Source organism: Chitinophagales bacterium, from assembly GCA_017303835.1.
In the GTDB taxonomy this organism is placed as follows: Bacteria; Bacteroidota; Bacteroidia; order Chitinophagales; family Chitinophagaceae; genus JAFLBI01.
The window spans coordinates 1621066-1635925 of the sequence record JAFLBI010000001.1 but is presented as its reverse complement, the minus strand read 5'-3'; the positions used below and the strand labels follow the sequence as shown (position 1 = coordinate 1635925).

General features: G+C 43.7%; 16 protein-coding genes. 6 read left to right on the top strand and 10 right to left on the bottom strand.

The genetic code is table 11. The features are described 5' to 3' along the window. The first annotated feature begins 125 nt into the window (after positions 1-125). From rpsP to J0L83_07515, 3 genes are all read left to right on the top strand, one after another. A complete protein-coding gene (gene rpsP / locus J0L83_07525; GenBank protein MBN8664403.1) occupies positions 126-584 on the top strand; it encodes a 30S ribosomal protein S16 in 459 nt (152 codons plus the stop codon). A 204-nt stretch (positions 585-788) separates the two neighbouring features. Then, positions 789-1304, top strand: coding sequence for a 16S rRNA processing protein RimM (gene rimM / locus J0L83_07520; protein MBN8664402.1), 516 nt, complete (start codon positions 789-791; stop codon positions 1302-1304). Between the two features lie 77 nt (positions 1305-1381). Next, positions 1382-1855, top strand: coding sequence for a ribonuclease H-like YkuK family protein (locus tag J0L83_07515; protein MBN8664401.1), 474 nt, complete (start codon positions 1382-1384; stop codon positions 1853-1855). Between the two features lie 42 nt (positions 1856-1897). Here J0L83_07515 and J0L83_07510 read toward each other — a convergent pair whose 3' ends face one another. From J0L83_07510 to J0L83_07485, 6 genes are all read right to left on the bottom strand, one after another. Beyond that, positions 1898-2536 (bottom strand): YihA family ribosome biogenesis GTP-binding protein, encoded by a 639-nt coding sequence (locus J0L83_07510; GenBank protein ID MBN8664400.1) that lies wholly within the window; start codon positions 2534-2536, stop codon positions 1898-1900. 63 nt (positions 2537-2599) lie between these two features. Beyond that, on the bottom strand, positions 2600-4804 hold the full coding sequence (locus J0L83_07505; GenBank protein ID MBN8664399.1) for a TonB-dependent receptor: 2205 nt from the start codon (positions 4802-4804) through the stop codon (positions 2600-2602). A gap of 42 nt (positions 4805-4846) precedes the next feature. After that, complete coding sequence (locus J0L83_07500) at positions 4847-5293, bottom strand: hypothetical protein (protein ID MBN8664398.1); 447 nt, start codon at positions 5291-5293, stop codon at positions 4847-4849. Between the two features lie 63 nt (positions 5294-5356). Further along, positions 5357-5854, bottom strand: a complete 498-nt coding sequence (locus tag J0L83_07495) for a heme-binding domain-containing protein (GenBank protein ID MBN8664397.1) — start codon at positions 5852-5854, stop codon at positions 5357-5359. After that, positions 5851-6393 (bottom strand): DinB family protein, encoded by a 543-nt coding sequence (locus J0L83_07490; GenBank protein MBN8664396.1) that lies wholly within the window; start codon positions 6391-6393, stop codon positions 5851-5853. The genes J0L83_07495 and J0L83_07490 overlap by 4 nt, the downstream gene beginning before the upstream one ends. After that, entirely contained in the window at positions 6390-7904 is a 1515-nt protein-coding gene (locus tag J0L83_07485) for a 2,3-bisphosphoglycerate-independent phosphoglycerate mutase (GenBank protein ID MBN8664395.1), read from the bottom strand. Before J0L83_07485 ends, J0L83_07490 begins: the two co-directional genes overlap by 4 nt. Before the next feature lie 110 nt (positions 7905-8014). Here J0L83_07485 and J0L83_07480 point away from each other — a divergent pair, with 110 nt between their 5' ends. From J0L83_07480 to J0L83_07470, 3 genes are all read left to right on the top strand, one after another. Then, positions 8015-8398, top strand: coding sequence for a DUF4783 domain-containing protein (locus J0L83_07480; protein ID MBN8664394.1), 384 nt, complete (start codon positions 8015-8017; stop codon positions 8396-8398). 70 nt (positions 8399-8468) lie between these two features. Further along, positions 8469-9332, top strand: a complete 864-nt coding sequence (nadC, locus tag J0L83_07475; GenBank protein ID MBN8664393.1) for a carboxylating nicotinate-nucleotide diphosphorylase — start codon at positions 8469-8471, stop codon at positions 9330-9332. 9 nt (positions 9333-9341) lie between these two features. Next, the gene (locus J0L83_07470) at positions 9342-9692 is read left to right on the top strand and encodes a translation initiation factor (GenBank protein MBN8664392.1); all 351 of its coding nucleotides are present in this window, start codon (positions 9342-9344) and stop codon (positions 9690-9692) included. 1 nt (position 9693) lies between these two features. Here the strand turns inward: J0L83_07470 and J0L83_07465 are convergent, their stop codons facing one another. The 4 genes from J0L83_07465 to J0L83_07450 all read right to left on the bottom strand — a co-directional run bounded on the left by J0L83_07465 (position 9694) and on the right by J0L83_07450 (position 14835). Next, positions 9694-10128: a (4Fe-4S)-binding protein gene (locus J0L83_07465; GenBank protein MBN8664391.1), complete on the bottom strand. Its 435-nt coding sequence runs from the start codon at positions 10126-10128 to the stop codon at positions 9694-9696. Position 10129: 1 nt separating this feature from the next. Further along, positions 10130-11956: a DNA polymerase III subunit gamma/tau gene (locus tag J0L83_07460; protein MBN8664390.1), complete on the bottom strand. Its 1827-nt coding sequence runs from the start codon at positions 11954-11956 to the stop codon at positions 10130-10132. A gap of 77 nt (positions 11957-12033) precedes the next feature. Further along, positions 12034-13209 (bottom strand): hypothetical protein, encoded by a 1176-nt coding sequence (locus J0L83_07455; protein MBN8664389.1) that lies wholly within the window; start codon positions 13207-13209, stop codon positions 12034-12036. A 21-nt stretch (positions 13210-13230) separates the two neighbouring features. Further along, on the bottom strand, positions 13231-14835 hold the full coding sequence (locus J0L83_07450; GenBank protein MBN8664388.1) for a L,D-transpeptidase family protein: 1605 nt from the start codon (positions 14833-14835) through the stop codon (positions 13231-13233). Positions 14836-14860 lie beyond the last annotated feature (25 nt).

The window sequence follows — 14860 nt, the reverse complement described above, 5'->3', positions numbered from 1 at the left end:
GCTGAAAATCAGGGTTTTAAACCTTTCGTCCCGGCCGGCTTTGGAAAATTGGGGGTATCGGTTTACATTTGCCGTCCATATTTTTAAAACCCTATTTCCTAACGCCGTTAAAATTTCTATTTACAATGGCCGTAAAAATGAGACTGCAAAGGCACGGCAGTAAAAAGCGCCCCTTCTACTTTATCGTAGTAGCAGACGCACGTGCACCAAGAGATGGTAAGTTCATCCAAAAGATTGGTACTTACAACCCGCTGACTGTTCCTGCAACCATTCAACTCGATCGCCAGAAGGCCCTCGATTGGCTGCACAAGGGTGCGCAACCCACGGATACAGTTCGCCGTATTCTCTCTTTCAAGGGAGTATTGTTCCTCAAGCACCTGTTGCGCGGTGTAAAATTGGGTCTGTTCGACGAAGCAACTGCTATGGTGAAATTCCAGAAGTGGCACGAAGAGCATGAAGCCAATATCAAGCGCAGAACAGATGACCACAGAAAGGCAAGAACTGCTCGCAAGGCAACGCCTGTTGTGAAGAAAGTTGAAGCACCTGCTGAAGCTGCACCTGCAGAAGGCGAAGCTGAAGCTTAATGCATACAAATTCCCTGTAAATCCCGTCCCGATCAACCGGGATGGGATTTTTCTTTTAACCCAGGTTTTGCTGTAAAGCTGCAAAACCTGCCCGCAGGGCCGACGAAAGCCAAATGGCTTTATCGGGGTTAACCCTGACCAAAATGTACAGACATTTTGCGTCAGCCGGAGGCAAATTTTGCAAAGCAAAATTTGGGTAAACACATGAACGAATACATCCATATCGGTAAACTAGTAGCCACATTTGGTGTGCAAGGTGAACTCATCCTGCAACATGTATTGGGTAAGAAAACCCCTTTGAAAAATGTGGAAGCCATTTTCGTTGAAAACCTCAAAGGTTCTTACCTGCCTTATTTTGTAGAACAGAGTAAGGGCCGCACCGTGGATGAGATTGTAGTAAAGTTGGAAGGCCTTCATTCCAGAGAAGCTGCACATACCCTGGTGCAGAAAAAAGTATGGCTGCTGGAAGCCGATTTCCGCAAGCTGGCTGCCGCGCAATCGCCCCTGGCCCTGATTGGGTTCAGTGTGATTGCCGATGGTGAGAATATCGGTCCCATCACCGGCGTAAACGAACAGCCACACCAGATTTTATTGGAGGTTGATTTGAATGGCAACGAGGCCCTGATTCCCCTGCACGAAGAAAGTCTGCTCAAGATTGATCAAAAGCGCAAAGAAGTACACGTGCAATTACCCGAGGGTTTACTCGATCTCTATCGCTAGGTTTTTCCACCCCTGTTAATAATAAGATAATGGGGTATATATGGTTTCGGGTGTACATTCAGTAAACCCAATCATGTATGCGTTGGAGAAAATTCAATGGCGAAACCATTCAATTGCCCATTAAGCAAGCAGTGGAAGAAGCCATCAAAAGAGAAACAGAAAAAGGCGTTAAGCTGAAAGTCTGCATCGGTACCGACAGCCAGGTAAAAGGCGCGGAAACAGAATTTGCCACAGTGATTGTTTTTCTGCGCGAACACAACGGCGGATTCATGTACATCCACAACGACAAAACACGGCAACAATACCACATCAAAGAAAGGATGCTGGTTGAAGTGGCGAAAAGTATTGAGGTTGCATATGAACTATGCGACCTTTTTATTGCGCACAAAGTGGATATGGAAGTGCATGCAGACATCAACACCAATCCGCATTTCAAAAGCAATGATGCGCTCAAGGAAGCCATGGGCTATATTCTGGGTATGGGCTTTGCTTTCAAAGCCAAGCCGGAAGCTTTTGCCAGCAGTTGCTGCGCGGATAAGGTAGTGAACTGATTTGCTAAGCCGATTAATTTGCTAACAGCTGGTTGATACGGCTCAAGGCTTTGTCTCCCCTAAAATTTCCTGATTACAGGTTTCAATAAAAGAGAGGATTTCTTCTCTGCCCATTTTTTCAACAGCACTGCTTACAAAATGTCTGGGTAAGAATTGCCAGGTCTCGCGCATAGCATCTAAAAATGCTTGCACATTATTTTTCACTGCACCGGGTTTCTCTTTATCTGCTTTGGTAAAGATGAGGGTAAAGGGAATCTGCCAATCGCCTAATTGATTGATGAACGCCAGATCAATTTTTTGTGGCTTGTGGCGCACATCAATCAGTACAAAAACATTCACCAGGTTTTCGCGCTTGCGCAGATAGTTCTCAATCATCTGCTCCCATCTTCTGCGCGTGCTCTGTGCAATCTTCGCATAACCATAACCCGGTAAATCCACCAAGTACCATTTGGTCTTTACGTTTTTGGCATTGGCACCGGTTACCACAAAATGGTTGATGAGCTGCGTCTTACCAGGATTGGCTGATGTCTTAGCAAGATGCTGCTGGTTACACAGCATATTGATCAATGAAGACTTGCCTACATTACTTCTGCCGATAAATGCATATTCCGGTAGCTCGGCTTTGGGACATTTGTCGAAACTAGGACTGGATACCAGGTATGTTGCTTCATGAATACGCATAGTGCAAAGAAACAAAAGACAGGCCGCATTCAGCCTGTCTTTTATGATAGTATTGATTGTTGCTTAAAACTGCACGCGCAAACTTAGGATCACATTGCTGCCGGGTGCAACAATACCGCTTGAGTAAGGGCGGTAACGCTGATCGGTAATGTTTTCCCAACCAATATTGGCAGTGATTTTTTCACTTACCTGATAACCTGCTTTCAAGTTTAAGGTGTACCAGGCAGGGCAGTAAGGTTTGCCATTGGCATCTACAGCATAGATGGCCGGTTTGGCCTGCTCGCTTGGTGCAAGATTTGCATTGCTGATTTCACTATTGTATTGTGCATTCAGTTCAATCAGCCATTTACTATGCTGGTACTGTAAAGCCGTGCTGCCATAGAATGGTGGTGCATGGCGTAATGGAACCTGTACATCTTTTGTATCATCAGTTTCATTCCCTTTAATCCAGTTGAGTCTTGTCTGCCAGCGAACTGTTTTACTCAACCACCATTCCCAACCTAGTTGTAGCCCCCAAACCCTTGCCTGTGCTACGTTCTGGATGGCTTCTACTTTGCTCTTGACACCATCAAATACAATGGAGTCTTGTCCATTAAATTGAAATGGCCTGCGCGAAAGTGCATTGTCGAGTAAAGTATAAAACACATTCGCGAATGCGTTGAATTGTTGATCAATCGCATATTTGGTACCCAGTTCCAGATTCCACGCATATTCTGATTGCAATGTAGGGTTAGGAACCACCACAAAGCCGGGTGCTGATTCAAATACTTTACCGATATCATCAATATTGGGCATACGGAAACCACTTGATGCAAGCGCACTGAACTGCCATCTGTTGGATGCTTTATACACAATACCGAGATTGCCGGTAAGATTACCTTTCTTCAAACTTGTGCTGGTAAAAGGGAATTTGAAAAAGCTGGTATCAAAATTTGCCAGCAGGTTATTGTGGTTATACCGAAGTCCGCCTGTAAAATTGAGTTTGGAACTCAGCTCAGCATGATAGCTGATATAAGCAGCAAGTGAACGCCAACTGGAACCATTGGGATAACGTGTGGCTGTAGGCACACTAGCACCGTTTACAATATTGGTGGATCGTGCGTAAGAGCCCACTTGGTTATCTACCCATTCGGCACCATAGTAGAGTTCAGCTTTTTCAGAAAACGCTTTAGTAAAATCGAGGTTTGCCGACCAAGCCCCAACATTTTCTGTTTGATTACGCAAATTGTTACTGCCCCTTCTGCGGTCGTTGCGACTTTCCTCATAATCCTGACGCGCAATGATGAGCCTGGCTTCGTTGTACCAGCCCTTTGCTTGTTTGTGTCTGATTTGCAGGTTATGCATTTTCCAGAGCTGCGGACCATAGTACCATTCAGCAAAGCGAAGATTATTGCCTGCGTATTCTATCAAACGATCATAGCGTGGCACATTGCCTGTACCAGAATAATGGAACCCGTATTCAATATCCCAATTGGTGCCGGGTTTCCAGCGAAACTTTGTCATGAAGTTTTGTTGTTGATAACCACTCTGCTTTTGGATTAAAGGGTCTCCATTGTTAATGACCTGATCAACACCATTGATACGCTCTATGTATTGTCTGCGTAAGTAACTATCTGGTCCACCAAAGCGACCCATGCGTAAATCACCAAAACGACTATTGGTAAAGCTTATCAGCCAAGAGAGGTTTTCTCCACCAAGATTCGCATCTGTATGAATGGTTCTTTCGCCATTGGCAGAAGCGTAACGTGCAAAAGCATTTCCTCGAACCAGCGTGCCTTTATTGGCCAAGTTTGGACTAAGTGTATGAAAATCCATGACACCACCAATCGCATCACTACCATACATGAGCGAACCTGGTCCGAAGATTACTTCAGCATCTTCCAAGGCGAGTGGATCAAAAGAAATCACATTCTGAATATTGCCACTTCTGTAGATGGCATTATTCATACGAACACCATCTACTACCATCAATACTCTGTTGGTAGCAAAGCCGCGAATCATAGGGCTTCCACCGCCCATCTGACTTTTTTGAATGAATACTTCACCCGATGCTGCCAATGCATCCGCCATGGTCTGTGGATTTTGCAGCCTTAATTGTTTCAGGTTAATCTTAGCAATTCTGTTGGGTACTTCATTGACTTGTCTTTCCCAACGATTATAATAAACGGTTACAGCTTCCAGTTCCTGCTGAGGCATGGTATCTTTTTGCGCACGTGCAGCTGATATGCCAAAGCTGAACAGGAAACCATAGAACCATAGTCGATTCATAGTTTCTTGTATTAGATGATCAAAAAATCAATGCTTATAGAATCAGATCATCTTATCCGGAGGCGGCGTTGAAACTGCAAGAAATATACTCGGTAAAATAGAATGAATTGTATTATTTTCTGTGGATATTAAGCTGCAGGAAAGATTCGTTCTCCATATCGTTTGTTGATCAATGAAAAAAAGCTGTTGTAAAAATTGTGTAACCTGCCCGCTTCTTTTTTGTGACTCTTGGTTGGTTTGCTGGTGAAATTGTTTTTCCAATGCATGTTCTGTATCGTCGTAGATGCCTGTTAGTACGACTGTTTGTGCATTTGTGTATCGATAAGAAAAAACATCAAAGTACTGCCCGTTTATACGAATCTCCTTCTTAGCTTTTACCCAATGCAGTTCATGTATAGGTATTTCAATTCGGATGGCTGCTGCATGCTCCAGTTTCTCCCATCGCTCGTGCTTGTATTGCCACTGCGCCAGTAGAAATAGAACAGACATTGTTGCTGGTATGGCAGCAATGCATAGAACCAGGTATTTAACTATTTGCTTCAGTGCGGTTGATTATTTCTTTGGTCTGATCAGACTATCAATAGGGTAGTGTGCTTTCATGGTATCACGAAAAGCAATACTCCAGTTGATGAGGGTATTCTTTTCGGCTTCTGTGAGCTTGGCATCACTATGTATCCAGGTATAGGATTGCATCGGCATTTCACCCTCTTTTACTTGTTCTTCAATTTCCTCCATTTTGTGGAATTGTCTGCGCAGGTTATAGCTGCTGTACACATCAAAGTTCAAATGCTTTTTACCATCCTGCACATGATCATTCAACCACCAAGCTACAGGTTGAATATTATTATACCATGGATAAACCGTATTGTTACTATGACAATCGTTACAGGCTTTTTTCAGAATGGCATCCACGTCAGCAGGTACAGGTTGTACTTTGCTGATATGCTGGTCACTGGGTTGAGCAGATACATTTTTTTCAGGACGGAAAAACTGTATAATGGCCAATACGATCAATAATGCAATACCAGCTTTTTTTAAGAATGGTTTCATGCTGTTTCGGTTTGGGTTGAGACAATTTCTTGTACTGAACACTGATGATGCAGTACATGGTATGCCGTAAAATACAACATTTCACGCAGCGTTAGTTTACCAAGGAGCGGATGTGGTAAGATGTATTTGTCCAGCTCGGCATCTGATAGCTGTGTGCTGAGTCTGGTTAACTGCAAGACGGTTCTTCGCAAAGCAGTCAACAAACTATTTCTGTGCGCAACAGGTACCTGTTTTTTTACATCAAACCTGCCGCTTGCGCGCCCACCCTTACTGAGTGCTGCATGGTACTTGGCTACCAGTTCTTCATAGCTACGTGATGGTCTGTTGGCCTTCCCGAATACTAGTCTCAAAAAGAATCCGGGTAGGCTCAAAGCCAGGCTCACAGGCGAAACACTTCTGAGAATATGTTCCAACTGCTGACCGGGTGTCCATTTGCCTGCAACCTGTTTCTCAAAATCAGCTGCAGACAAGCTTTCCATCAATTGAATGAATGCTTGGTGGTTGGTCTCCAGTAATTGTATCAGTTCGGCTTTATTCATGCAGTTAGGATTGATCCGGTCATTTCTTTAGGAATGGGTAAATCCATCATATGCAGAATAGTTGGCGCCATATCTCCGAGTTTACCTGGCTTAACAGTGCCCTTCCATTGTTGATCAATCACAAAGAAAGGAACCAGATTCAACGTATGTGCGGTATTGGGCGAGCCATCTTCATTGATCATGAAATCTGCATTGCCATGATCAGCAGTTAAGAAAATGGTATAGCCATGTTGCAATGCAGCAGTTACTACGCGTTGCACACAGGCATCCACAGTTTCTACTGCTTTGATGGCTGCGCTGAATACACCAGTATGGCCAACCATATCTGCATTGGCATAATTCAAGCAAATAAAATCAGCTGTTTCGTTTTCAATCTCGGGGATGAGTTGATCGGTAATACCAACAGCACTCATCTCAGGTTGTAAATCATAGGTAGCTACTTTGGGTGAAGGCACCATGATGCGTTGTTCGCCTTCAAAAGGTTGTTCGCGGCCACCGCTGAAGAAGAAAGTAACGTGCGGATATTTTTCCGTCTCTGCAATGCGAATTTGTTTCTTACCGTTGGCTTCCAAAACTTCGCCTAAAGTATTGTTCAAATTATCGTTCTCAAATACCACATGCACGTTTTGGAAAGTATTGTCATACTCTGTGATGGTGGTATAGTGTAGTTGTAACTTGTGCATGCCATGATCAGGCATATCTGTCTGGCTCAGCACTTGTGTAATTTCTCTGCAACGGTCTGTGCGGAAATTGAAGCAAAGCACAGCATCGCCATTTTGGATGCTTGCATTACCGGCTTTTGTATTGATGATAGGCTTGATGAATTCATCTGTAACATCTGCTGCATAGGATGCACGCACTGCTGCCAAGACATCATCCGTAGCAAGACCGATACCATTGACCAATCCGTCATAAGCCAACTTCACTCTTTCCCAGCGTTTGTCGCGGTCCATTGCATAATATCTGCCGGTTACACTGGCAATCACGCCCACACTTTGTGTCAGGTGTTGTGTTAATTCTTGTAAGAAGCCCAATCCGCTTTTGGGATCAGTATCACGTCCATCTGTAAAGGCATGAATGAATACATTGGATAAACCCTGAGCTTTACAGATATCGGTAATAGCTTTCAGGTGATTGATATGCGAGTGCACGCCGCCATCACTTACCAAGCCAATCAGGTGCAAAGGTTTTTGATTATCCTTGGCATATTGAATAGCAGCAAGTAATTGCGGATTGGCAGCTAACTCACCACTGCGTATGGCTACATTGATGCGTTGTAATTCCTGGTACACAATGCGGCCTGCGCCCAGATTCAAGTGACCTACTTCGCTATTGCCCATCTGTCCATCCGGCAAACCAACTGCTTCGCCGCATGTAACCAAAGTGGTATGGGGGTATTGGTTATATAAACCACTCACAAAAGGCGTTTTCGCATGTTGAATGGCATCGGCTGAAGCCACTTTACCCAGTCCCCAGCCATCCATAATGATCAGAATTGCACGTTTTTTCATGGCCTGAAATTAGCGCATTTCTCATTGAGACACAGGCTTTAACTTTATCCTGCAGCAGGTAAGCTGTGTTTGGCATATTTTTAGCGGTAGAATACATGAAACAACGGAGTATGAAGCAATTATTGGTCTTGTTGGTGGCTTTATTTACAGTACAGTTTTCGGCCAGTGCACAGTCAGATGTAGACGCTATTGTACAGTCGCTGAAAGCAGCAGATGTAAGTGCGCTGACAGAGCATTTTGATGATTTTCTCGATCTGAAACTCTTGGATAAAGACGAAGTGAAGAATATGGGTAAGAATCAGGCAGGCCTTGCCCTAAAAGCTTTTTTCAGCGAGCAGGGTATCAAAGGTTTTGATAAAGTATCTGATCGGGAAATAGGCAGTACCATGTATATGACTGGTAAACTGCGCAACAGTGGTAAGGGGTATAATATTACGCTCATGCTTAAGGTGAAGAACAACAAACACCAGATCATTACAATAAGGATTTCCTAAACAATGCCAATATTTTGATCCCTCACGATATCGTGGGGGATTTTTTATGCGCAAACTGTAGCTTTGCGCCATGTTGGACACACAGCAGCAAGCACTCCATCAACTCATACGATCTGCCTTACAAGAAGATATTGGTGAAGGTGATCATTCCACCCTTAGCAGTATTCCTAGCCAGCAACAGGGTAAAGCAGTATTGCGCATTAAGCAAGCAGGTGTTCTCGCCGGTATGGAAGTGGCAGCTACAATTTTTCAGCTTGTAGAACCAGATGCTGTCTTCACTGCAATCAAACAAGATGGCGATGCCATGCAAGTGGGTGAAGTGGCTTTTGAGGTGAAGGCGAAAGTGCATACCATTTTACAATGTGAAAGACTGGTGTTGAACTGTATGCAACGCATGAGTGGTATTGCTACACTCACCAAATCATATACAGATTTATTGAAAGGGTATCGCACCAAATTGTTGGATACAAGAAAGACCACACCTAATTTTCGTTTGTTAGAGAAAGAAGCGGTGCGTATTGGCGGAGGCGTGAATCATCGTTTTGGTTTGTATGATATGATCATGCTGAAGGATAACCATATTGATTATGCAGGTGGTATTCCGCAAGCCATTTCCGCTGCAAGTGATTATGTGCAACGTGTGCAGCCAAACCTCAAGATTGAAGTAGAAACCCGCTCTTTAGAGGATGTGGCTTTGGTGCTGGAACATGGCGCTGGTAAAGTCTTCCGTATTATGCTGGACAATTTCACACCCGAGCAAGTGAAAGCAGCAGTTGTGCTGATTAATGGCCGTATGGAAACAGAAGCCAGTGGTGGTATCAACAAAGAAAATATTCAAGCCTATGCTGCTGCTGGGGTGGATTATGTGAGTGTGGGCGGATTGATTCATCAGGCGCAGAGTCTCGATCTTAGCCTGAAAGCTGTGACCATTTAATAACTGTCTATGAGCAAGAAAAATCGTTCTGATAAAAACGGCTTTGTTTTCAGCACTGATCCTAATTTTCAGTTTGAACCTGAGCATACCGAGGAACAACAAACCCTCTCACCGGGTCAACAACAGTTGCGTGTTAGACTAGATAATAAAATGCGTGGTGGTAAAACAGTAACACTGATAACTGGTTTTATTGGTACTGAAGATGATCTGCAAGATTTAGGCAAGCAGTTAAAGAACTTTTGCGGTACCGGCGGTTCAGCCAAGGATGGTGAAATTTTGGTACAGGGCGATCAGCGTGATAAAGTTTTGCAATGGCTTTTAAAGAAGGGCTATAACAATACCAAAAAAGCAGGCGGTTAAATCAATCAGCAGCAAAGCCAATACGATTGTGGCTGCCATCACAATAAGGTTTGTTATTGGATGCACCACAGCGGCATAAAGCAGTAACGCCCTCCTTCACCGTTGTTTCTCCATTACCAAAACTAATCTGGCAATTGGTCTTGATGAGAATCGGGCCGTTGGGTAGAATTTCAATATTGGTTATACTGGCGCTGGCCGACTGAACAGCAGCTTCCTTAGTTTCATTCATTTCAAAACTCAATGCACCGCTGGGGCATTTCTTTACCTGATCAATGATCGCTTGGGTATCAGCACCGGACATATTCACCCAGGGTCTCTTGGCAGGATCAAACACATCACGCAGTTGTGTCCAACATATCTTGCTATGAATACATTGCTCGGGTTTCCAGATTACGGTAACCTCTCCATTGGTGTAGCGATGTGTTTGTTTGGGCATATCAGAAATCTATTTCCAGTTTGAGTTTATCCTTCAGCTCACGCAATTGGGGGTATTGCTGGGCCAGGTGTTCAAATTTCTCCTTACTGTTCAAACGCATGTGCAAAGGCACATCCTCTTTTTCGCCGGCTTCTACCAATATCTTGAAAGTGATGGCCCTGTTGTTGAAGTGTTGCTGAATATGATCAATCAGCACCATGCGCTCCTGCTCAATAAATTTCTGTGCTGTTAAAGCGCCTACTTTAACAATGAAATGAATTTCATCGATGATCTCCAGGCGGGCAATTTTAAATGTAGCAGCAGATGAATGTTTTTGCTGTTGGTTGAGCGTCTCTGCGTAAACATTCCAACAGGCTTGCAATGCTTCTATGTTCAGGTTCTGTGCTTCTTTCACTTCCTGAATCATGTATTGATTGCCATACTTATCCCGTAAAGCTTCTAGTAAATTTTTCTTTGGACCGCTTTGACCAGCTGCGCTTGTAGGTCTGGTTGCAGCAGGTTTTGCAGTAGCTGGCTGTGCAGCTAGGGGAGCAGTTGGTTTTGGCGATGGTGCACTGGTTTGGGTTGGCGCAGGTGCAGGTTGTTCAATATACAACTTGGCTTCAGGCACTGTAGCACTTGACGGTGCTGCTTTGATTTGTAAAGCTGGAATGGGTTTCTGCCGTATGGCTATCGGTCCGTCAAGTCGTTTTTTTTTAACCAGGCTACCGTTTTCTCCGGCACTCAGTTCAATGGCTTGTTGCAGAAAGTTCAGCTTGATCAATGTGAGTTCAACATGCAAACGCTTGTTACGCGCCATTTTGAAATTGATCTCGGCTTCATTCAGAATATTGAGTGCGCTCACCAGATAAGCAGTGTCTGCTGCTTTGGCAGTCTGTACATATTTACCTTGCATGCCTTCCACTACATCTAGGAGTGCTGCTGCTCTTTCATCTTTACATACCAGCAGGTTACGGATAAATTCAGCAAAGCCATTCAGTACCAAGTCACCTTCAAAACCTTTGCGGTTGATTTCATCATACAGTAACATGGCTGTTGCCAGATCCTGTTGTTGTAATGCTTCGAGTATGCGGAAATAATAATCGTGGTCAAGAATATTCAGATGCTCCAATGTATTCTGATAGGAAACTTCACCATTGGTAAAGCTCACAATCTTATCCAGAATACTCAGCGCATCACGCATACAGCCTTCGCTCTTCTGCGCAATCAATTGTAGTGCAGCTTTTTCTGCCTGTATAGATTCCTTGTCTACAATCTCCTGAATATGTTCAACCGTATCGTTAGTAGTAATACGTTTGAAATCGAAAATCTGGCAACGCGACAAAATGGTTGGCAGAATTTTGTGTTTCTCAGTTGTTGCGAGAATGAAAATAGCGTAGGAGGGGGGCTCTTCCAGTGTTTTCAAAAATGCGTTGAAGGCACTGGTACTCAGCATGTGTACCTCATCCACGATATACACTTTGTACTTACCAGCCTGTGGTGCAAAACGAACCTGTTCTACGAGTGAACGGATATCATCCACAGAGTTGTTACTGGCCGCATCCAGTTCATGGATATTGAGTGAAGCACCATCGTTGAAAGATTTGCAACTGTTACAGGTATTGCAAGCTTCGCCGTCAGGTTGCAGGTTTTCACAGTTGATGGTTTTGGCCAAAATACGTGCACAGGTAGTTTTACCTACACCACGCGGACCGCAAAACAAAAATGCATGGGCCAATTGGTTATTGCGGATTGCATTCTTCAGGGTGGTGGTAATATGCGCCTGCCCAACCACGGTATTGAAATTCTGTGGTCTGTACTTACGTGCCGAAACAATAAACTTATCCATATACGTAGCTGCAAGATAGGATTTGAGCCCTATTTCCGTAACAGGGTCCCGGCTTAGTTTTCAACAAAATACAGTGGTTAGCTGCCGTATTCCATTACTGGATGGCGCTCGAAAGGATGCTTATTGTCGAAGATATAGCGATAGGTTACCATGCGTCTGTTCTGACTACCGCCTAAACTCTTGTAAATATTCACCATACGCGGGTTCCAGTCGCCCGCCCAACCCATTTCATAGTTGCGGTACCAACCTTTGTTCTGAATTAGGTAGCCGCATGATTGAATGAGATAACTGTCGATGCCCAGCGATTGATATTTTGGTACTACGCCAAATGCCAAGCCGGTGAGTTTTTTACACTGACCAGTGTATTTCATCCATACCAATCGGAGTTTTTCCAGCAGACCAAGCTTTCCATTGAAATGCTTGAAATACTGGTTAACATCCGGAATATTGATGAACATGGCAATGGGCTCTTCCTTGTAGTAAGCAAACCAGATTACACGGGGATCCATGATAGGCTTCATGGTGTTGAATATTTTCATCACCTGCTCCTTGGTAATCTCTTTGGCCTCGCCATGTTGCGCCCATGCTGCATTGTAAACTGTAGCAAAATCCTGCGCATAGCGTTCCATATGTTTTACATCCATATGCCTTGCACTATAGCCGGGCTTATTGGCAAACTTGTTATAACGCTCCTGAAAACGAGGTGGTAAGTCGTCATCTACACTCATGCGATACCAGTACTGGTTGTAATAATTCTGAAAACCGTATGCTTCAAACAAAGCAGGGTAATAATCTGGTGTAAAAGGCATGCCATACACAGGCTCATCATGAAAACCTTCTACCATCAATCCCCACCATTTATCTCTATCCCCAAAATTTACAGGACCATCCATGGCTTCCATGCCCATGGATTGCAACCATTTTTTAGCAGTATCAAAAAGTAGCTTGGCTGCTTCCTGATCATTAATGCATTCAAAGAAGCCGCAACAGCCTACAGGATAATCCGTTCCCTTGTTTACATATTTACTATTGGTGAAGGCAGCAATACGACCAATGGTCTTGCCGCTATCATTCAGCAAAATCCATCTTCTCGCTTCGCCGAAACGAAATGCTTTGTTCTTCTGTTTATTGAAAATTTCTTCTATGTCTTTGTTAAGCGGACGGATATAGGCTTTGTTATGCCTGTTCAGTTCCGGTGCTATCTCCAGAAATGCTCGAATATCTGCTGCTGTCTGTACTAACCTGATGTTCATAACCTGCTGCGAAAGTAGGGTTTAGTTTTTCACGAATAACTTGTCGGTCATTTTACGGTCGTGACCATAAATATCCCTGCGGAAATTTAACAAGCCATTTTTATCTACCCATGCCGTCATGTACAAAATAAACACTGGTAGTGGTTTATTCAGCGTTACCCATTTTTCCTTGGGCAAATTCATACAACTATCAATGCGCTTGCTAGTCCAGTAAGTAGTATCATTCCGCAAAAGATATTGGGCAAATTTCTTGGGTTCGCCAAGGCGGATACAACCATGGCTCAGGCTTCTGTTATTGGCTGAGAACAGGCTGCGGTTGGGTGTATCATGGAAATAAATACTGTAACTATTGGGAAAGAGAAATTTCACCAAACCCAATGAATTCCACGGGCCCGGTTTCTGTCGTATGCTCGGACTATTCTTGCTACCTCCTGTAATCTCCATGTGGTTTTTATCAAGATAGGCAGGGTTGCGGTTCATAGCAGGCAAAATCTCTTTCTGCACAATGCTGGAAGGCACATTCCAGTATGGACTAAACACTACATACTTCAGGTTGCCGTTGAAGATAACCGTGTTGTTGGTGGCTGAACCCACAATTACATTCATGTCGTATTGCAGTTTGCCACTATCATATACATGTAATTTGAACTCAGGAATATTCACCACTACATAATTGGAATCACTCTCTGGAGGCAACCATCTTGCTCTCTCCATATTCACCAATAATTGCTGGATACGTTTTGCGATGGGTGTATTGAGTTCTTCAATGAGTCGGTTACCGATTTGTCCGTCTGCAGCCAAACCTGTTCTGCGCTGAAAGCGTTTGACAGCTGCAACACAGCTGTCGTTATACAGCTCACTACTGTCATGCATTTCCAAATCACCATAAGCGATTAGTCTGGATTTGATGGCATAAATGCGTGCATCTTCCATGCCCTTTTTAAGGGGCTGTTGTACATGTGCAATGGTATCTGTGCTATCTATTGCAGCTTGCAATTGCACAAACTGTTGCAGAGCCTGCTCTAGTTTTTTGTACTGCGAATTCAGTGGGGCAAAACGTTCCGGCTCGATGGCTTTATTGCGCAGACTGGAATCCAGCAAAGCTGTCAGATCAATTTTTTTTCTAGGGATAAACCAACCTAGCTCTGCCACATCAATATCACTGCCTTTATAAGTCTTGGCAGCATATTGAAAAAACTGTCCGGTGAAACGCAGTTCTGTCTGTAGCTTCTGTGCAGGTGTCAGGCTTTTACCACTATCAATCAACATGCGTTCATAATCTTTGAATAAAGTTGGATCATATAGTGAGCTGTCGTTTAACTGAGTAATGCTGTTGCTTAGCAGGTTCATGAAATTATGTGCTTGTTCAGCAAGCCCACTGCTGTCGAACCAAGCATAGGTGTAGTTTCTGGCGAGATAAAAATCCTGAAACTGGTCTGCAAAAGTTTTTAGTTCAGTTTCTCTGCTTAGAAAATTATCAATAGCAATGCTATCGAAAAAGATATTGTTGAAAGAAGTGCGTTCGTTGATACTGGTATCTCGGATGATTTTTTTCTCTTCTTCCAGATAACTACAGGCTGCCAAAAAGCAAATACCTGCAAGTAGGATGATTCTTGTAGGGTGCATAGGTTGAAATCTGATATGGAATATA